General features: G+C 41.7%; 24 protein-coding genes and 1 tRNA gene. 6 read left to right on the top strand and 19 right to left on the bottom strand.

The features are described 5' to 3' along the window. Positions 1-8 precede the first annotated feature (8 nt). The 3 genes from K6V21_RS09265 to K6V21_RS09255 are packed head-to-tail and all read right to left on the bottom strand — an operon-like array spanning position 9 to position 2,046. Positions 9-680: an RluA family pseudouridine synthase gene (locus tag K6V21_RS09265; protein ID WP_224321580.1), complete on the bottom strand. Its 672-nt coding sequence runs from the start codon at positions 678-680 to the stop codon at positions 9-11. 8 nt (positions 681-688) lie between these two features. Then, positions 689-1,435, bottom strand: coding sequence for a 3-oxoacyl-[acyl-carrier-protein] reductase (gene fabG, locus K6V21_RS09260; protein WP_044265620.1), 747 nt, complete (start codon positions 1,433-1,435; stop codon positions 689-691). Positions 1,436-1,458: 23 nt separating this feature from the next. Continuing rightward, the gene (locus tag K6V21_RS09255) at positions 1,459-2,046 is read right to left on the bottom strand and encodes a TetR/AcrR family transcriptional regulator (RefSeq protein ID WP_026367270.1); all 588 of its coding nucleotides are present in this window, start codon (positions 2,044-2,046) and stop codon (positions 1,459-1,461) included. 233 nt (positions 2,047-2,279) lie between these two features. Between K6V21_RS09255 and K6V21_RS09250 the strand changes: the two genes are divergently transcribed. Both K6V21_RS09250 and K6V21_RS09245 read left to right on the top strand, forming a co-directional pair. Further along, a tRNA-Met gene (locus tag K6V21_RS09250) sits at positions 2,280-2,352 on the top strand. 132 nt (positions 2,353-2,484) lie between these two features. After that, on the top strand, positions 2,485-3,654 hold the full coding sequence (locus K6V21_RS09245) for a tyrosine-type recombinase/integrase (RefSeq protein ID WP_224321579.1): 1,170 nt from the start codon (positions 2,485-2,487) through the stop codon (positions 3,652-3,654). A gap of 66 nt (positions 3,655-3,720) precedes the next feature. Here K6V21_RS09245 and K6V21_RS09240 read toward each other — a convergent pair whose 3' ends face one another. From K6V21_RS09240 to K6V21_RS09215, 6 genes are all read right to left on the bottom strand, one after another. Further along, positions 3,721-4,026 carry a hypothetical protein gene (locus K6V21_RS09240; protein ID WP_224321578.1) on the bottom strand — a complete coding sequence of 102 codons (306 nt, stop codon included), beginning with the start codon at positions 4,024-4,026 and terminating at the stop codon, positions 3,721-3,723. Continuing rightward, a complete protein-coding gene (locus tag K6V21_RS09235) occupies positions 4,019-4,204 on the bottom strand; it encodes a hypothetical protein (RefSeq protein ID WP_025835944.1) in 186 nt (61 codons plus the stop codon). The genes K6V21_RS09240 and K6V21_RS09235 overlap by 8 nt, the downstream gene beginning before the upstream one ends. Further along, positions 4,197-4,559 carry a hypothetical protein gene (locus tag K6V21_RS09230; protein ID WP_224321577.1) on the bottom strand — a complete coding sequence of 121 codons (363 nt, stop codon included), beginning with the start codon at positions 4,557-4,559 and terminating at the stop codon, positions 4,197-4,199. Before K6V21_RS09230 ends, K6V21_RS09235 begins: the two co-directional genes overlap by 8 nt. Beyond that, on the bottom strand, positions 4,556-4,753 hold the full coding sequence (locus tag K6V21_RS09225) for a hypothetical protein (protein WP_224321576.1): 198 nt from the start codon (positions 4,751-4,753) through the stop codon (positions 4,556-4,558). The genes K6V21_RS09230 and K6V21_RS09225 overlap by 4 nt, the downstream gene beginning before the upstream one ends. A gap of 419 nt (positions 4,754-5,172) precedes the next feature. Further along, positions 5,173-5,601, bottom strand: a complete 429-nt coding sequence (locus K6V21_RS09220) for a hypothetical protein (protein ID WP_224321575.1) — start codon at positions 5,599-5,601, stop codon at positions 5,173-5,175. Between the two features lie 208 nt (positions 5,602-5,809). Further along, complete coding sequence (locus K6V21_RS09215) at positions 5,810-6,319, bottom strand: phage antirepressor N-terminal domain-containing protein (RefSeq protein WP_224321574.1); 510 nt, start codon at positions 6,317-6,319, stop codon at positions 5,810-5,812. Between the two features lie 178 nt (positions 6,320-6,497). Here K6V21_RS09215 and K6V21_RS09210 point away from each other — a divergent pair, with 178 nt between their 5' ends. The 3 genes from K6V21_RS09210 (at position 6,498) to K6V21_RS09200 (ending at position 7,704) form a co-directional block, all read left to right on the top strand. Then, a complete protein-coding gene (locus K6V21_RS09210) occupies positions 6,498-6,758 on the top strand; it encodes a hypothetical protein (RefSeq protein WP_224321573.1) in 261 nt (86 codons plus the stop codon). Positions 6,759-7,045: 287 nt separating this feature from the next. Further along, a complete protein-coding gene (locus tag K6V21_RS09205; protein WP_224321572.1) occupies positions 7,046-7,243 on the top strand; it encodes a hypothetical protein in 198 nt (65 codons plus the stop codon). Positions 7,244-7,287: 44 nt separating this feature from the next. Beyond that, positions 7,288-7,704, top strand: coding sequence for a DUF5053 domain-containing protein (locus K6V21_RS09200; RefSeq protein WP_224321571.1), 417 nt, complete (start codon positions 7,288-7,290; stop codon positions 7,702-7,704). 51 nt (positions 7,705-7,755) lie between these two features. Here the strand turns inward: K6V21_RS09200 and K6V21_RS09195 are convergent, their stop codons facing one another. The 5 genes from K6V21_RS09195 to K6V21_RS09175 all read right to left on the bottom strand — a co-directional run bounded on the left by K6V21_RS09195 (position 7,756) and on the right by K6V21_RS09175 (position 14,935). Continuing rightward, on the bottom strand, positions 7,756-9,564 hold the full coding sequence (locus tag K6V21_RS09195) for a hypothetical protein (RefSeq protein ID WP_224321570.1): 1,809 nt from the start codon (positions 9,562-9,564) through the stop codon (positions 7,756-7,758). Further along, on the bottom strand, positions 9,561-13,136 hold the full coding sequence (locus K6V21_RS09190) for a phage tail tape measure protein (RefSeq protein ID WP_224321569.1): 3,576 nt from the start codon (positions 13,134-13,136) through the stop codon (positions 9,561-9,563). Before K6V21_RS09190 ends, K6V21_RS09195 begins: the two co-directional genes overlap by 4 nt. Beyond that, positions 13,123-13,695, bottom strand: a complete 573-nt coding sequence (locus tag K6V21_RS09185; protein ID WP_224321568.1) for a hypothetical protein — start codon at positions 13,693-13,695, stop codon at positions 13,123-13,125. Before K6V21_RS09185 ends, K6V21_RS09190 begins: the two co-directional genes overlap by 14 nt. A gap of 64 nt (positions 13,696-13,759) precedes the next feature. Continuing rightward, positions 13,760-14,284 (bottom strand): glycoside hydrolase family 108 protein, encoded by a 525-nt coding sequence (locus K6V21_RS09180; RefSeq protein ID WP_224321567.1) that lies wholly within the window; start codon positions 14,282-14,284, stop codon positions 13,760-13,762. Between the two features lie 42 nt (positions 14,285-14,326). Further along, a complete protein-coding gene (locus tag K6V21_RS09175) occupies positions 14,327-14,935 on the bottom strand; it encodes a master DNA invertase Mpi family serine-type recombinase (protein ID WP_224321566.1) in 609 nt (202 codons plus the stop codon). 75 nt (positions 14,936-15,010) lie between these two features. Between K6V21_RS09175 and K6V21_RS09170 the strand changes: the two genes are divergently transcribed. Further along, complete coding sequence (locus tag K6V21_RS09170) at positions 15,011-15,742, top strand: hypothetical protein (protein ID WP_224321565.1); 732 nt, start codon at positions 15,011-15,013, stop codon at positions 15,740-15,742. 6 nt (positions 15,743-15,748) lie between these two features. On the opposite strand, the gene K6V21_RS09165 is transcribed toward K6V21_RS09170, so the two are convergent. The 5 genes from K6V21_RS09165 to K6V21_RS09145 form a co-directional block, all read right to left on the bottom strand. Next, positions 15,749-16,111: a hypothetical protein gene (locus K6V21_RS09165; protein ID WP_224321564.1), complete on the bottom strand. Its 363-nt coding sequence runs from the start codon at positions 16,109-16,111 to the stop codon at positions 15,749-15,751. Positions 16,112-16,174: 63 nt separating this feature from the next. Next, positions 16,175-16,708 (bottom strand): hypothetical protein, encoded by a 534-nt coding sequence (locus tag K6V21_RS09160; RefSeq protein ID WP_034524878.1) that lies wholly within the window; start codon positions 16,706-16,708, stop codon positions 16,175-16,177. A 102-nt stretch (positions 16,709-16,810) separates the two neighbouring features. Continuing rightward, positions 16,811-17,614, bottom strand: a complete 804-nt coding sequence (locus K6V21_RS09155; protein WP_224321563.1) for a hypothetical protein — start codon at positions 17,612-17,614, stop codon at positions 16,811-16,813. A gap of 18 nt (positions 17,615-17,632) precedes the next feature. Next, entirely contained in the window at positions 17,633-18,673 is a 1,041-nt protein-coding gene (locus tag K6V21_RS09150) for a hypothetical protein (RefSeq protein ID WP_224321562.1), read from the bottom strand. Beyond that, positions 18,670-18,978, bottom strand: coding sequence for a hypothetical protein (locus K6V21_RS09145; protein WP_224321561.1), 309 nt, complete (start codon positions 18,976-18,978; stop codon positions 18,670-18,672). Before K6V21_RS09145 ends, K6V21_RS09150 begins: the two co-directional genes overlap by 4 nt. Positions 18,979-18,988: the final 10 nt, after the last annotated feature.

Genomic DNA, 18,988 nt, shown 5'->3' with positions numbered 1-18,988 from the left:
TGAAAATCTTATATCATCCGGAATCCTTGCCAAAGATTCGTCTCCGGCACAGGCGCCTCCACATCAATCATTTCCTTAGATACCGGATGCACAAAACTGATATGGCGTGCATGCAGGCAAATACTTCCATCCGGATTGGAACGGGCAAAGCCATACTTCAAATCTCCCTTGATAGGACATCCCATCTTCGCCAACTGGCATCGTATCTGATGATGCCGTCCGGTCTTCAGGTCCACTTCCAGCAGAAAGTAATTATCCGACTGACCTATCAGCCGATAGTGCAGGATAGCCTTTTTACTCTTCGGCACTTCCTTATCATAAGCATAACTCTTGTTCTGCTTCTCATTGCGCACCAGATAGTTCACCAATTCTCCTTCCGGCTCCTTCGGGGCATTCTTTACGATAGCCCAGTAGGTCTTCTTCACCTCACTGGTTTTGAACATTTCATTGAGGCGGGACAACGCCTTACTGGTCTTGGCAAATACAACAAGACCGCTCACGGGGCGGTCCAGCCGGTGGGTAACACCTATGAAGACATTACCGGGTTTCTGGTATTTCTCCTTCAGATACTGCTTTACGGTTTCCGAAAGCGGCGTATCCCCCGTCTTGTCTCCCTGAACGATCTCGGAAGCGGTCTTGTTGACTATAATGATATGATTGTCCTCGTATACGACAGTCATACGCTTTCTTACATATTCATACCACCATCTACCTGAATCACCTGTCCTGATACATAAGAAGACATATCAGAAGCCAGGAAGGTAGCAATGTTTGCCACGTCTTCGGGAGTACCGCCGCGACGCAAAGGAATCTTCTTTGCCCATTCAGCTCTTACCTCGTCAGACAATGCAGCTGTCATATCGGTCAGGATAAAGCCCGGAGCGATAGCGTTGGCACGGATACCGCGAGAACCTAATTCCTGTGCAATAGATTTAGCCAGAGCAATCATACCAGCTTTGGAAGCTGCGTAGTTGGCTTGTCCGGCATTACCGTGAACACCTACTACAGAAGCCATATTAATAATGCTACCACCCTTCTGGCGCATCATGATCGGGGTACAAGCGTGAACGAAATTGAAAGCGGATTTCAAGTTAACGTTGATAACCATATCCCATTGTTGCTCGCTCATACGCATCATCAGACCGTCACGGGTGATACCTGCATTGTTTACCAAAATATCGATGCGGCCAAAGTCTGCATGAATAGCTTCTACCACCTTGGCAGTATCTTCAAAATTAGCAGCGTTTGAAGCGTAACCTTTAGCTTTCACGCCCATTGCTTCAATTTCCTTTGCCGTATTCTCTGCATTTTCATCAATCACCAGGTCAGTGAATGCGATATTTGCTCCTTCAGAAGCGAACTTTAATGCGATAGCCTTACCGATACCGCGTGCAGCACCAGTTACAATGGCTGTTTTTCCATCTAATAATCCCATACTTTTTTAATTATTGATTAAAGTTATTCTTTTCTACGCAGTGCCCCGAACACGATGTTCTCAACGTATTGTCCACGTGTTTCATCGGTCAGTTTAGCACCTATATGCCCACGTATGTAAGGCACTTCAATACCTTTCACACTATAATGCACCAATTCGGCAGTCATGTCGATATCGTCAACCTGAAACACCCCTTTCTCCACGCCTTCACGAAGCACATCCTTGAAAAGCTGTATTTCTTTGGCATCAAAACGTTTGCGCACCTTCTCTACCCGCCATATATCACGGAAAAAGGTAGCACGGAGTGTTCCGTTCCGGTACACTACCTCTTTCACGGCATCCAGGCGGGTATAAATCATTTCGATGATCTTCTGATCGGGCGAGATATCTTTCTCTACTACCCGCTTCATTATATCCGAAAGGATGTCCAGCTCCGATTCGACAACAGCCATATAGATATCTTCCTTACTTTTAAAATAGGTATAAAGCGTTCTTCTACCTTTTTTAGAAGCAAGAGCGATATCGTTCATTGTGGTATTCTCAACGCCCATCTTCGCAAATAGCTGACGGGCTACATCCACTAATTTAGCTTTTGTCTTCGATACGGCCATATTAATAATTGCACATTGCTTAATAATTTGAGCAAAAGTAAAACTTTTCTGCATACCACACAAGAAAACACAGATTTTATTAACATTTGGTCACAGGGAGAGGATAAAAAAGTATATCTGTTATAACACTACTTATCAATAAGTTAGTCCGCTTATTACATTTTTTAGCAAAAATAATATGGCTTTTATTTGTTTGTTCCATAAAAAGCCGTACCTTTGCACCCGTTAAACATCGCGGAGTGGAGCAGTTGGTAGCTCGTTGGGCTCATAACCCAAAGGTCATTCGTTCGAGTCGGATCTCCGCAACTACAATGAGGATAATTAGCTATATTTCAGCTTTTTATCCTCATTTCAATTAAAGAGGTCGGACAAATGTCGGACAAACGAAATAGCTGAAGTTTAATCATACGTTTTCGTATTCGAAAAACGTATAAAAAAATGTCTCTATCCAAAACTCGAAAAGGCTCCACAATAAATAATATAGTGGATTACACCCTCCCCAAACTACACACCGGTAAAAATTGGTATGTCGACTTTACTTGTTTTGATCCCGCAGATGGAAAGATGCGGCGAAAAAAATACATGCTGGATTCTATCGCTAAAATTTCAGACCGAAAAAAAAGAGCTGCTGAAATCATCTCTAATGCCACATCACGCCTACGAAGCGGATGGAATCCATGGATTGAAGCATCAACAGAACGTCAATATGCCAAATTCTCAGAAGTTACCTCTTTATACATAAGGTATATCGAGAAACTCACAAGTAACAACACGCTGAAAAAGAAAACAGCCTACGACTATCAATCGAGAATGAACATGTTGCTCGAATACAACTCTACCAGAAGCAACCCTATCACCTACATATACCAGTTCGACCAATGTTATATCAGTGATTTTTTAGACTATATATTATTAGACCGGGATTCAACAGCCAGAACCAGAAACAATTATCGTACATGGCTGTCCGCATTCTGCACCTGGCTACAAGAAAAAAAATACATAGATCACAATCCAACGGAACGAATAAAGGCATTAGTAGAAGGAGAGAAACGCCGTTCCGCCTTAACCGCACCTGATTTAACAAGATTAAAAGAATATCTCGGTGAAACGAATCGGCATTTCTTACTTGCCTGTATGATGGAGTATTATACTTTTATCCGGCCGGACGAATTAAGCAATGTGCGCCTAAGCGACATAAACATTAAGGAACAAAAGGTATTTATATCTTCAACCATCAGTAAGAACCGACGTGATGGCATGGTTGGCCTCAATGATACCGTCATAAAAATGATGATAGAACTTGAGGTTTTTGAAAACCCATCGCATTTTTACTTATTCGGAAAGCAGTTCAAACCCAATGCCATCAAAGCGGATTCCCGCATATTCAGGGAATATTTTAATAAAGTACGTGCATTCTTAAAGTGGCCAAACAGCTACCAATTTTATAGCTTAAAAGATACCGGCATTCGCGATTTGGCTAACTCTGAAGGCATAGTCGTTGCGCGTGATCAAGCAAGGCACAGCGATGTTGCTACAACAAACAGGTATTTAAAAGGAGATTCTTTAGCCGTACACGAGGAAACAAAACATTTTAAAGGCGGATTATAAAGAAAGCCCCTATCCTCACGGACAAGAGCCTCCAAAAAAAATGTAAAAAAATGTTTCGTTTATATTTTATGTCTTCTCGTACAGCACCCAATATGGCTGTCCTGCCAAATATTCCACACGATAGCCAGCATCACTGAGTTGTTTGGCCAACTCTGCCGGACGGACAGCAATGATATTGGATATATCGTACACCAATTCCGCAGAAGTCTTGTAACACTTCTGCGAAGTAGTACCAATAGGCGAATAGTTATGGCCGATAAATTCGGCTATAGCTTTCTGCCGTTCTGCCTGTTCTCTCTTCAGTTCATCTTCTTCGGGATCCTGAGCATCATCATTGTATGCCCGAAAGCCTATTTTTCTACGATTATTCATGGCTGCTCTCCTCCTCTTTTAAGAAATTGGTAAGGAACTGGTTAAACCGCATCAGTTCTTCATAACTTATCTCATTAATCTCACCATCACAATTACGAGCATAAACGTGATATCTAACATTCTTAGTGCCTTCGCTACCTGTATCTACAGTTTTGGTGATAAAGAACTCATCATTCATTCTCGCCTCCTTTCTGCTCCAGTACATTAGCCTTCTCGCTAAATTGATAAACGGAACGAACCTTGCAAATATCGAGAAAGAACACAAGATCCGGACATCCGCCACTTATAACACGAGCCTCTATACGTATGGTACGGCTGCCATCCAGAGGACCGGCAGAATATTGTATGCGTTTCAGTTTGGGATGATCCGCATTGATTCGGTTAATTACGTCACATAATTCATGCTTGAGCGCATCCAGGGAAAGTTCATCCTTGATAAGAACATACTCGTACTTATTCACGTAATCGATCACCTTTTTCCATGCCCGGTTCTTCGGAGCGTATGTCTGTAAATGGTAAACAAAGAACATCATGCTTTGCCTCCTTTCTCATTAAAGGTGATGTTGACTGTTCCACCATTGACATAGATGGAAATGGATTTCTCACTTTGTGTTGCACGGATCCGTTTACGTCCGGCGCACAATTCAATGCCCAGCTGAGCAAATGCTTGCTGGATCTTCTCCGCGGATACATAGCGTTCGTGGGCGCTTTGATTCTGTTTTTTCATTTTTTGTTACGCATTAAAATGAAACAATATGTTGTTGGTTAATAGAGACGGGAAGGGAACTAAAAAAGTTCCGCTTTCCCGTTGCGTAACACCTGATACAGGCTGGGAGGTCATTAAACTCTCCACACGGGGGTCGGAACTATATATAAAGCCAATAGGCATAAAAAATGCCAACGGCTAAAGTTGGCGAACTATCTCGCCTGTATCAAATGTTACGCACTGCAAAGATGCAGGTTTCTTTTGAAACAGCAAAAGAAAAGCGGAGATTTTTTATTTGAAGAACTATTTCGTAGCTATGTACGAAAAAAGCGGAGTCTACCAGCTCCGCTTCCATATCTTTTCATAAAGTTAGTATTGCTCATAAAGAAATTAAGCTGTTCTACTATTCGATTAATTTCTTTATAAAATTGAAATTTATGTCAATCCTTTTTTTTGATAGCCATACCTGTAATTATAATTTTATTAGAATAATTGCTGACTTTTAGATTAATAATCCCATTGGCTCCCACAGCTTTTAGCTTATCCGCTATATTGACATAGGTATTTTGGAGATTAGGTTTCTGATAAATATGTTTCCGACCGGAATTTATATAGTAGTTCTCTTTAGGATCCGTAGATTTGGGCTTTCCATCTTTTGGTACCCACCCACCAACTTCTTCAGCATAAATACTACCTATCGCTTCGTAGTCGAAACTTACAGAATTAGATTCTGTTACAAAATACCCTTGTTGCGTCAACATAGAATAGTCAATCATAAAAACCTCTGATTTAGGTGCCGGTAAATTACTTACACTACAAGCTGATAGAGCTAAAATAGAAAACAATAAACATGAAATCTTCTTTTCCATAATATTAAAATGTTAATTAATTGCCTGCAAAAAATCAATTCCTTATGCCGTGCGCCCACCAGAACCACCCGGAACCCGATTGAGTACGGGTTACACGACATAAGGAATTGAAACGTTTGGTTTAATTGGGCACTGCAAAGGTCGAAATAAGTTACCAAACGACAAAAAAAGCGGAGATTTTTTATTTCTCCGCTCCTTCAGTACTTTTTCAATCAAACAGCTGTGGTTCGTTTTTCAGCCTCTCTTCGCGAAGTTTCTCCAACTTCTTGCGTTTTTCGTTGATGGTCTGCTTCAACTGCTGCTGTTGCTGGTTCAGATCGGCCAGTTCCTCTAACAGGGATATTTCTACCCGATTCTGCTCTATCTGTCTCTTTTGTGTTCCGAAGAAGTGACTGTATAGGGCATCATAACATTTGCGTCGGTAAATACGTACGGCTTCCTGCGCTTCGGGTTTCACGTTCTTGGGGTTGATGGTGAACATCCAACCGAAGATATAACGGATGGGAAGGCAGAGCATTTCGCGCTCTTTCCCATCGGCTCCAACCGCGGGCGTCAGGGCGGCAGTTGAATTCAAATCTTCGTCCTCTTGAATCTTTCTACGCTGTCTTTCCACATCAATCCCCAACGCCTCGCAAATAGGCCGGATTGGTACCAATTGTTCGTCACTTGTGGCAATAATGTCCACGTTATTCACTCTTGTAATGATTTTTGTTTCCATAATCTTGTTGTTCATATGATTTGTTTTCATTTTCAAAGACAAATATATTTTATAATTATTTGATAACCAAATAATTATAAAATATTTAACCATAATTTAACACAACAAATACAATAAACACAAACGGACGAAACCAGTTATAGGTTCCACCCGTTTGTTTCAGGCCATCTAAAATACGATGTCTATATCGGATATAGGTGATGGTTGTGTATGGATAGGAGAAAAAAAAGCGGAGATTTTTTATTTCTCCGCTTCAACTTCAATTATTTATAATAATTTTGCAAAAAACAATGCTGTTATGTATTTTATAGATGATGATATTTCTGTTATAATCAAAGAAGTTATGTCTTTAAGAAAAGACATAACCCGGGTTAAAAAACAGCTCGTAGCCATTCCCATAGCTTTATTAGTTGGTCTTTTGTTAGGGTTCTTATTATAAAAAGAGTAGCACACCTTACAAGAAGATGCGCTACTCATGCCTTTAAAATCGCGATGTTTGACTGATGAAAATACTAAAGGCACTATGTAAGTCATGTAAAACAATTGGCATCATTAGATGCCACAAAAATATAAAATTGAAATTAATATCCCAAAGAAAGCCTGTTCCTCTCCACCCCAATTCACGATAAATACATAAAAAAAACGAAATACATAAACTTTTCTTTATGGAATTTGCACATAAATAAAACTTTATGTATATTTGCATTGTCATTAAAACGAAGAGATATGGAAAAAGAAACCAAAATGCAACTGGTTGCAAAACTTACCCAGTTAAAATTGTTATCTAAAATGTATGAACACACTTTCAAGAATGCAGGGAACCAAATGAGTACACAGAAAATGAATGAACTCCTGGATGCCAAACTTGAAACAGACAAACAGATAGCACTTTTGGAAAAAGTTCTAAATGAATTGGAAAAATGAAGTTAAACAAGCTCCCCACATGGGGAGCATAAAACAATACGATTATGGCACTTAAAGATGATTTAAAGAAATTGCATGAAATCGCTCACTCCGGTGCACCGGATGCCATGGAGAAATATGTTGCGCTCTCTGACGAGATAACCAGCAAGTACACGGATCAGAAAGATGTCGATGCAATAGCCGATTTTTTAATCAATGGCTACAAGGAAATTGCATCAGAGGCGGAAGAACAGATCAATTATGTTACATTAAAACAGCAAATAGCCCCTTATACAGAAATTATTCCGTTAGGCTACATTGCTAAAAAATATTTCGGTAAAAGTACAGCATGGCTCAGCCAGCGTATCAACGGAAGTAAAGTAAGAGGCAAAGTTTATACACTTAGCAAAAAAGACCTGGAAACATTTAATTTTGCTCTTCAGGACATCAGCAAACAATTAGGTTCACTCTCCATATCTTGAGAGACGTTTTATTGACACTTATCCCCGTAGTATGAACCGCTACGGGGATTTTTATTCTACCCTGTAAAAAGTCCCCTTCAGCACCCTATTTAACCCATCCGCATCTATTTCCGCCTCAATCTTCTCGCACAAATATTGCTTATTACCAATAAGAAATACCTTGTTAACATCCGGCAAACGGTTAGCCTGGAAATTGATAGTATAGGGAATATTGGAATGAAACATCTTCAGAACAGAAAGCCGATGACCTATGCTGTCCGGACAAACGTCATTCAGACTGAGCGAATACGGAAGAAAATCAGTGAGCTGCGCAGCAGTTTTCTGCTGGTAGTCGGTAAACGGATAAGCATGACTGTAAGGTTTGGTTTGTCCGTTAGAGGTCACGTTCTGCCGATTGAACTTTCCGGTATTGAAAGCTATCTCCATACGATCATTCTTTTGCTGTTTTTCCGGTAACTCAACATCACCGCTGATGGCTTCTTGGATATTGAAAGCTTCACCCTGAGGACTGATTATCCAATCCGGATTATAATTTTTGCGGTAATAGCTGATTAAGGGAATATTCAAAACTAAGCTGGTGTCAGTTCTCACCACATCGAAATTATGTTCCAGCCGTTTCCATGTACCACGATCATATTGTACAATCTTGGCAGGGACTATCTTCAGCTCGGCATCCGTATCATAAGATTCCGGATCACGGATAAGGTCAGCATATAGATTGACTTCACGCAGTGTGTCTGTCTCATTCTCATTGTAGTTGATGTAGTAACGTTTACCTACGACAAATATCACCCTTTTCCGTTCTTCATTATTCATACTGTCGTAAGCATTTTTCATATCCTGATAGTTGGCATATTCAGCCTTTTTAGCAGCCTTCAGCAGATACCGATCCAGTCGGAAGTAGCCGTCATCTGAAGTGGAGGGAAGATCATAACCGACATTGCCAGAGGTTACATCCTTATCGTTCTTCTCCTCGTCCACTTCGACCGCATATTCACGCAACAATGCAGCGTGATCAATGATCTCTTTATCGGGATTGGAGAAATAATTATTCAGTTCAACAAAGCGTACTACTTTGGCATGTTCGTCTACAACGGTAATGACACCCAGGAATTTCTCCAATTCATCAAAGAACTCGGAAACTGTCCAGTGTGGCAATGCTGTTTCAATGCGGAATGAGTTTACCGCACTGCATATATAGATATTCCGCAAGAAGCTGTTATCAAAGAAAGTAGTATCAAAGGTATATCCGAAATATTCAACCAGTTTTTTGATGACCGTAAGCAGGTAGGGTTGGAAACTTCCTACAAACATGTTAGAGCCGGGATTAAAGTTGGTTGTTCCCTCTTCATATGTAACTCTATTGACCAAATTCTCCTCTTTTGTTTCTTGATAAAATACCGGGAGAAAAACCCCATCCACTTCATCTACCGAGCCGTAGGCTGCCTTCATTTCTGATTCCGGTAAGAAGAATTGAAAGATTCCCGGCTGCGGAGGCATATAAGGACCTCCCAGCTCTAACTCATCAATATAGATATCATCATTCGTAAGAAGATTAAACTCCGCATTACCAGATACCAGCTGCACTTTAACCAATGTGTCCTCTACCGACAATAAAACTGCGCTGCCATAAAGCAGGCACCTGGCATCCACAATGAGCATGGCGGGAAGTATGGTCTTTTTCTTTGTTACATCCATCCGGTTAATATGTCCGAATATGGCATGATTAGCCGGCATAGGAAGTTCTATATCCAACGAATAATTGGAACTACGGGTGAAATATGGATTTTCGGAAGTGAATGTAAAGTTGAATCCTTCAGGAAGGGCGGCCAACTGTCCGTCAATGTATAATTCGGTCATTGCTTGTTACGTGATTTGTTATTCTCTAATTTTTTATAATCTCGTTGAGCCTGATTGATACCCCGTTTACCGGTAACATAAGTCTCCGCTACTAACGGATCATCCAGACGATTTTTAAGTTTACGTAGCGCACGGGTACATTCAACGAGCATCGCCACCATAGCCGGATCATTGGTGGTGGTTGTGGCACTGGCTCCGGGTGCCTTAGCTGGAACGGTATGCGTATTCTTTCCGGATCCTGCCACGGCTGCGATATCTTCAGCTGTTAAGTTACCAACATTTCCGGTACGTTGTGCCACATCAATAACATCGAATATCGGCCGCAAATTCGGATTGGCCACCGCAAAACGGTTGGCTACAAATTCATCAGAATGAACAATACCCTGCGGTTGATCCCAGGCTCCATGTCCCGTGTAACCTCCGGTGTAAAAATTGCCAACCACGCCTTTAACCACTGCAAAGGATGCCTTGATAGCCGCTATTTGCAAGGCAGCTTTTGCTGCACCAATAAATGATAAAGGGGCTGTTGCTGCCAGATTCTTAACCATTACTTCCAAACAGGAAATTTCAATGACACGCTCCAGAGCATCCAATGCCATCAGAATTGTTTCTTTCAAGAAGTCTTTTAATGACAACTCACCGGTAGCGATCATCTGACCGATGGTTTCACCAAAATCAGCAGCAATACTTTCTACTATGGATACATATTGTTTGTGCATCTCCATCGTTTTCTCATACTTTTCTTTCTCGGCATCTGTTTTTGCTTCGGCCTGCTCTTTATCTATTTCTGTCCGCTGTTCCTCTGTCAATTGATAGTTATCAAGTAAATCCTCCCAGTAACGTTGTCTGATGCCGTTAACCTCTTTTGCAAATTCTTCTTCTGAAGTGAGATTTCTATAATGGTTTGCAGTAGCTTCCTCCAATTCTATACGTAATTGCTTCTGACGTATGGAAAGACGTTCTTTAGCTGTTTTGTCTGCGGCTTTTTGCCGTTCTTTTTCAGCTTTTTCATCCAGTTTTTTACATTCTTCATTAAATTTAATCTGAGCCTCCAGCATTTTAACCTGTAACTTTTCTCGTTCATGAGGTTCCAGTCCAACTATTTTTAGTTTTTCATCCAACGTCTTTTTCTCCAGGTCTATTTGCAAGGCAGTATATTCTTCATTGGTTTTAATCTCACCCTCTAAATACAGTTTTTGCAGATGGGTCATCTGTTGCATGTGTTTCGTCTCCAGATCCTCCAGTTCCTTACTCACGCGTTTCTTGCGTTCTTCTTCTGATTCGGTACCTCCACTACCGCCATTAGTGACAGGGGACAAAGGATCCGGAGTAACAGTCTTGTACTTGTCGTTGATAGCGAGTAATTGGGCTGTATAGTCCTGCATCATCTGCTCGTAGTAACGCACATTGCCATCAAGACGTTTTTTCTGTGTTGCCCATACTTTATACGCAGTAGGTGATACCCCGTTAGATGCAGCCAGTTCCTCAACAGACTTTCCCATATTAACAGGATCATTTATCTCCCATTCAAGATTCTTAAACTTCATGGCATCCGGACCGTTCTCGTGTACCCATTCGCTACGTTGGCTCAGCGCTTCCTGTAATTTAGAGTTTGCCATCTGTTGTTTAGCTGTCAGAAGGAGCTTCTCTACATAACCATCCAAAGCCTGAGAGTTGTTGTTGATAAGCGTCCCTTCTTTAGTCAGTGAAGCATGATATTCCGGAACAATGGACTGAATTTCTTCTAATGCAGCCTTTCGTTTTGCATATGGTTCTTTAGAATCCTCAAGCACCTTCCGTAAGGCATCCAGTTTATTCTTTTCTTCGCTGATGCTTTTTTCGGCCTCCCTATTCATATCCACTAACTCTTTTTGCCTACGTGCAGCTACAGAAGTGCGTTGGGCATAAATATACAGTCCGGTCGCTGCGGCTGCAACGACTGTGGCTATGGCTACAAAAGGATTTAATCCCAATACTGCCCATGCCGCCCGTATTGCTTTAGTTGCGGCAGAAAAACGAAAGGTTAAAGTCTCCATTGCTGCCCGAAAAACAAGTGTGCTTGCTGCCACTGTCCGAGTTATGATATTATGAGAACGCATTTGTAGTATCAGCCTGGCTATGGCCTTATAGTCTCCTGCCAGTGCATCATTCAGGGCAATGGTAGCTATCCGGTATGCGGTTTGTATGGTGATTCCTCCCCGAAGAATCGCATTGTAAGTAGTATGATAAAGAGAGATTAGTTTTAGAGTGGCATAATAGGTTGCCAATGGGATAATGAAGGCTATTATCGTTGTGCCCCATTTTTGGAACCAATCAATCAGTCCAGGCAAAATTTTAATAACATAAGTCAGCATATTAGTGCTGACCGCCAAAGCCGGATTTAGCTTTTCACCCAAATCAATAGCCGCCAATTTCATTTTATTACGCGCCTGTTCTAATCTAGCCTGCGCAGTATCACTATTAATAGCTGCCTGTTCATACGCCACATTCGTACCGGTAACAGCTGCTGTGAAGTCCTTCACCATCTCCGTGTTCTGAAGGATTACGGATGCCGTGTTATAACCTTCTTCCCCGAACATCTTTTTAATGGCGCCTGCATCCATATTCTTATTCTTCAGGTTCTCCAGTGCCTTATCCAACCCTACAATTTTGGGATTGATTTCATCCGCTCCGGTCTGAAGTACTAGGAAGAACTTTTTCAATCCCGTTCCGGCCACTTCATCCTTTATACCCCGATAGGCAAGCGTTTCAATCAAAGCGACCGTCTGTTCAATGGGAACATTTGCTGAAGCTGCTGCCGTTCCTGCATTCCGGATTGCCTTTGCCTGGCTTGCGATATTGGCGGATCCGGCTTGGGAACCGGCAGCCAACACATTAGAAAAACGCCCTGCCTGATCAGCAGCTTCGCCATATTGATTAAGCGACAAAGTAAGCGAATCAACCGCCTCATTGAGAGTGATATCCTTAGCAGCCGCCTGTAACCGCATAGCTTCTTCTGTTACTTGCTTCAATGCCTCCTTATCTCCAAGCAATTCAGGTTTGGCCGAACCCACCAACATGAACGCATCCAGAATCTCAGCAGCCGACTGGCGGACACGCAATCCCTCTTTTGTCATAGTGGTGGAAAGCGTCTTAGCCTGTTCTGTCAGCCAGGCAATGTTATCATCATCAAGTCCGGTCAAAGCTTTTAGCCCGGCTTGTGACTCTTCTAATTTGTTGCGTTCATCTCTGATGGTGCGTAATGCAAGAGTTACACCGGTCAGAAAACCGATCACAGACAAGATAACCCCACCGAATCGGTTAAACCAATCTACCATGCTGCCGATACTGACAGTTGCTTTCTTGGTCTCGGTAGTGATACCTTTGATCTCCTGGCGATGTTGTTTGAGTATGCCCTGAAGGTGCTGTATCTTCGCCATAGTGCGGTTGTATTCCTCAGAGCCCATAGTCATGGTCTTCAGCTGCTGCGTCAATTGCCGACACTCTTTCTCTATGTGGTTGACATCATTGACTATTTCCTTTCCATCTATATAAAGATAGATGCCTCTTTTTTCTGACTTACTTTTTGCCATTTTTCTGAATCTTTAGTTTGCCAAATGTGTCCAGTATCTTTTTGAAAGCCTTGTCTCCGTAATATTCTCCGGAGATATCCGCAAGCTCGGTGATATGTTTGTCAATTACTCCATCAATGAAATCAACGGGTCTGCGAAGTACGGTGAAAGTACCGATCTCGGTCCGGTATTTCTGCTTTTTTATTTCCGCATTGGAGTAGCCTTTCTTGACCAGTGCCGTCCTGATGGCCTCGTTGCGATACGTACGCTTTTTCCGGTTATACAGATTATATCCTCTGACTACCATGCCATTGATGCGGGTATATCCACGTCCCACACCGTAATGAACGAATACGCCATATTGCTTGAACTTGAATGCGATGCGGTTTATATCATCTTCGGTACCCCCTTCGGCATACCGCATTTTCTTCTCCAGACTCCGGTTTAACTCATTGGTACCTTTAGTCCTGAGATAAAGGATGCTTCCTGACATGCCAATGATGGAGTCCATCCAGGTACTTACATTCTTTTTAAATTCCGGTGCTGTGACCAGTCTGCTCTGATTAGTATCTTCTGCCATAAAAAAGCCTTTAGTTTCAGGCACAAAACTAAAGGCTGAAGAGAGTGGGAAAAAGGACAAGAAATTAGCGAACAGAGAACTTGAAATCATTGATTCGGTTCAACCATCCTTTCCGGAACACAAGCTGCGACGGATTCTTTTTACAGATTTCTTCAACAAACCGGATCCGGTCCGCCTTGACAGCTTCAAACAACTGGCACTGGTTGGCCAGATTAATACTGGCAACCGTCTGAGGCCCTACAATACCGTCCACCTTAATCTGTAGGAGTTGCTGTACCCTTGTGATTCCCGAACGTCCGGAAGCCCATACCCAGTCCACACAAATGTTGGCAATGGGCTGGTTATGTATAAAATCAGCCTGATAACGGTCCCAATAATACTTTTTGAAGATATTGAATACATCTTCCGGAGTAATCAATCGTAGATCATCCGCATCGATATCGCCATCACCGTCTTTGTCATAACCGCATGATCTCCATGTTGACAAGGTAATACCCATGTTGGTTTTACCACCTTTGTCATTTTTGTGATCACTCCATCCGCCTTCCCATTTGCGGATGATCTTGAATAAAACTTCTGCTTTTGCCATAATGTATAAATGAATGAAATATAGGCAAAAGTAGCATGTAGCTTAGCCGGTACATAGGACATTCATTCTTAATAAATGGTCATCAAGTGTTTTAAAGTTACATTTCAGTTTTCTACAGATAGCAGCCTTTGAGTAACCATAATTAAGCATAGTCCGGATTATATTTTCTTTTCCGGTGAGTTTATAATGTGTATTCTTATCGCCCTTCTTCCGACCCAATTGCTGACCGCTTGCTTTACGCCTGGCAAGCCCCTCCTTGGTACGTTGAGAAATTAAATCACGCTCAATCTGAGCTGACAGCCCGAAAGCGAAAGCCAGTACCTGGCTATTAATGTTATTGCCAAGCTCATATCTTTCCTTTACTGTCAACACAAAGGTTTCTTTCGTCATGCAGAGGTTGAGCATCGACATAATTCCCATAAGATTACGACCTAACCGGCTAATTTCAGAAAGTATGAGCGTATCACCCTTCTTCATTCTCTTTAAAAGTGGGCCCAACTTTCTGTCTTTAGCGGCCTTTGTGCCTGACACCGTTTCCGAAACCCACTTATCAATCACTAATTTGCGTTCATTGGCAAAATTCTGCACTTCAAATCGCTGGTTTTCGACAGTTTGTTTATCGGTACTCACCCTAATGTATGCGTAAATCATTTTTGCCCGTGAAGATAACAAAGTAATTCAGCAGAGGCAAATTGTGCTTCATACGCCCGTTAAAAATACAAGGATATGGAGAAGACTACAATTAAGGACTACAACAATGGCTTGGAAACCAAGGATAGCCTAAGTAAAGTGAAAGCTGTTGATGGTTCCGGTAATGATATACTTGTTAATCCTGGAATTGTCGTACAATCTGGAGGGTGTGGAAGATACACTCCGGATGAAAGGGTATCGCAAAGCAAATGGTACAGAATTGCTTTGGGGCGTTATGGGAATGTTCCTCATGCTGTGCTCTTGATGGTAGGCAACTATTATAATAGTGAGGTTCCAAGTTCTCAGTTACTATATATCCATGCTGATGGATATAGTGATAGGCAATCTATTGTTCAGTTGGCAAATTCCGGCAGAGTAATAAGTAAAGCTCGAATTTTATATCAAGCATCAACGGCTAACGGGCCAATGCTTGATATATTTATTCGAACTGCAAAAACAAATCAATTAACGCTTTCTTACTCATGTAACATGAATACTTTACTTTCCAACCCGATTGAAGTTCCTGAAGAACCTGATGCGGGATATTCGTCAAAGTTATTTAAGAGAGGTAACCGACGACGGAATTATAACACAGGTTTTCATTTTAAATATAGGCATAGTGCCCCTACTATTATTGTGTGTCACATCAATATTGTCGCCTGCGTCAACTTCATCTTGATTAGACTACTGATAAAGTACAATATCATAAGTAGTATAATAGTATTCGAATCTTTATATATATGGATGGCGTTGTTGCGTATGCTCTAATATGTTTTAAACGCTCCGGTACTTCGTTGACCATATTTTAAATCGTAGAGTTGTCGGAGCATTTGCCCCACCTATCCGATTTAAAATGATAGTGGGGGCTTTCAAAACATCGACTGACCTGTTAATGGTCATATAGAATAAGGTCATTGGCCCGCCACCGTAAGCGGCAAGACTGATAAGTAAGGAGGTAGATATTGCTGTTGTTGAGGATGATCCTTCATACACAATTCTTGAGGTTGTGGTTGCGATCATCTTTTCCTTTCTTACATCACTGGCGGGTTTAAGACCATTTTTCTCAGTTGTAGCAACCGGAATTGTGGTTATCAATTCGTTCACTACATCTGAATCCTTCAAATAAACTTTTTCCATACCATTGTATTTTTAAGGGGCAAAAGACATGGTACAAAAATAGGCGACCGTAGTCGCCCTCTTTTAAAATGAAAATTCTTTGACTGAATATCCCGCATCAGGTTCTTCAGGAACTTCAATCGGTGATTGGAAAGTAAAATTCATGTTACATGAGTAAGAAAGCGTTAATTGATTTGTTTTTGCAGTTCGAATAAATATATCAAGCATTGGCCCGTTAGCCGTTGATGCTTGATATAAAATTCGAGCTTTACTTATTACTCTGCCGGAATTTGCCAACTGAACAATAGATTGCCTATCACTATATCCATCAGCATGGATATATAGTAACTGAGAACTTGGAACCTCACTATTATAATAGTTGCCTACCATCAAGAGCACAGCATGAGGAACATTCCCATAACGCCCCAAAGCAATTCTGTACCATTTGCTTTGCGATACCCTTTCATCCGGAGTGTATCTTCCACACCCTCCAGATTGTACGACAATTCCAGGATTAACAAGTATATCATTACCGGAACCATCAACAGCTTTCACTTTACTTAGGCTATCCTTGGTTTCCAAGCCATTGTTGTAGTCCTTAATTGTAGTCTTCTCCATATCCTTGTATTTTTAACGGGCGTTTAAACTATAGCGAAAAACGCCCAAATTCAACATTTATTTTTTGATCTCGTTTTGTAATTATAAATTCTCGTATATCAATTAACTATTACCATATGTTTTAGTTGTAACATCATTTTTTCGAAATTGAATGCCGATGTAAGGAGATATATGAACCGAATATTTATCACCGAAATATAAAGATTCCAACGATACACTACCCGGCATAATTGTCGTCTTACCACCTATAACACCTGTTGGAGCCATATCATATAGTTCAATTACAGGAGAAGTATAGTCTTCTACAGTAGAAAAGCTAATCTTTCCAACAAGATTTCCAAGGAAATCATACATCGCAATACTATTAGTAGTTGGATCAATAACAATTCGCTTACCTTCAGAAGCGGTAGAAATCTGTCCCGTCAACTCTACTTTATTCCCTTTGAATAAGCCCGTGGCAAAATCCAGAAGCAGATTAGGTACAAAATTCCCCGTATTAAATTCCTCATAATTCGATGTCGGATTACCATCAGCGTCAACCCCCTGCTGCGAAAACATGTAATCTCCTGAAAAGATGGCACTCGCTAATTTAGCGAAGTTAGCCATCAGAATCTCCACGAAAATAGCTGTATAGTCTTCAACAAGCGTCCAAGTGGCTTTCGATCCATTTACCGCAACATCCTTCTGAGGAGAATTGATATTTGAGGGCATACCCTGTCCTACCCATGTCGTATTTCGATTCATTACATAATACTTCCCATCCAACACATAAGGAGTAACCGTATCTGTACAAATATAGGAAGTATATAGATTGTACTCTCCGGCCGGATACGGAATACGCCCACTCTTTCCGGGAGCACCCTTCTGTGCATACTTTACACTTCTTGTTACACTCGCTATCGGCATACAATTACATTTTAAAATTTATGACACAGTTTCAATATACACGCCTACATCCGTACCAGCCTGTTCACACATCGCATAGGTCACAGTAAAGTTTGCCTGGTTAGTAGCTTGCCCAAGGATAAGTCCTACACTATCAATGGCGGTAAAATTAAAGTTCATCTCCATTGCCTTAGTCGTAGAGCCTCTTTTCACAACCATAGGAGTATACACCACAGTATCGCCCTCTTCGACAATCGTCTCATCAGCCGGACTTGGATTAGGAATGATATCATAAGGGTCTGAAGCATCCATTACGCCTTGTATATCCGTACCGATTTCAGTTCCCCCTTGCGAGACAACACATTTGAAGCTGGAATAGCAATCTACCATATCACCTGTAACCGTCAATGTCTGCGCCGTTTTTCCTGAGAGTAAGGACCAGGCACCGCCAACCAACTTATACCACTTGTAAGTCAGATTAGAGGTAACAGAAACACCCGCCTGATAAGTCATAGCCTTGAGTATGCAGCTACCGCCTTTTTCTGTGATGGTATAATACTTGTTATCTCCAGCGGCAATAGTAACAAAATAAGGAGAACCGGTAGCCCGACGAATAGGGATATTGTAGATAGCCTCTACCTTATCGGTGACATTACCATATACGACTATGGCTTCTCCCTTAATGCTGCAAGGAGCCGCGCCCGCAGCCACAACCAGGTTTTTCAAGATTTTCAAGCCCCAATAATCCTGCGTCCCTGCAACATACGGCAACTTGCGGAAATGCCCTGTCTCTCCATTAAACACATTAGTGGAGACATTATTGGTGAAAGTGAGCTTCACACTGTTGAAATACCAGTCACAAGAGATAGGTATGGAAATACCTTCCGCCACGCGGGACGAGGTCGCAATAAACACCAACTGCGGCTGCGTCTGGGAAAAATCGGGCGATATAGCACCGATTGCCCCCACGGATCCTTCAAATTCCTGATAAAGGTCCCCGCTTGGAGACTGGATAATAGTAGTGTAAGTTCCCGCCTTCGGCGAAAATCTTACATTCACTTGTCGGGTTGCTATACTCATACCTCATCCTCCTTATTTATTTCCGATTTTTCCTCTTCAGACGGAGATTGCTCCGAGGAAAACAGGAACCTTTCAGGTGTAGCAACCTGCACAGGATGATCAGTACCATCCACTTCTTCTTTTGCGGCATTGGGAGTCAGCACGGCTCCACCGCAATAAGCCGCACGGGAAAATATGTCGTCTCCCGGAAAGCGCAGGATGTCAGCCTGCCATAATAGATAATTCCCGTCTGCAGTCTTGTTGCGGATGCTTGTCAATCCCATTGACGCAGCCACCTTTTCTGTTACTTTGATGTAATTAGCCATATTCTTAAAA

The sequence above is a fragment of the Bacteroides cellulosilyticus genome (assembly GCF_020091405.1).
GTDB lineage: Bacteria > Bacteroidota > Bacteroidia > Bacteroidales > Bacteroidaceae > Bacteroides.
Note: the sequence above shows the minus strand (reverse complement) of the source record. Positions and strands in the feature narration are given on the sequence as shown.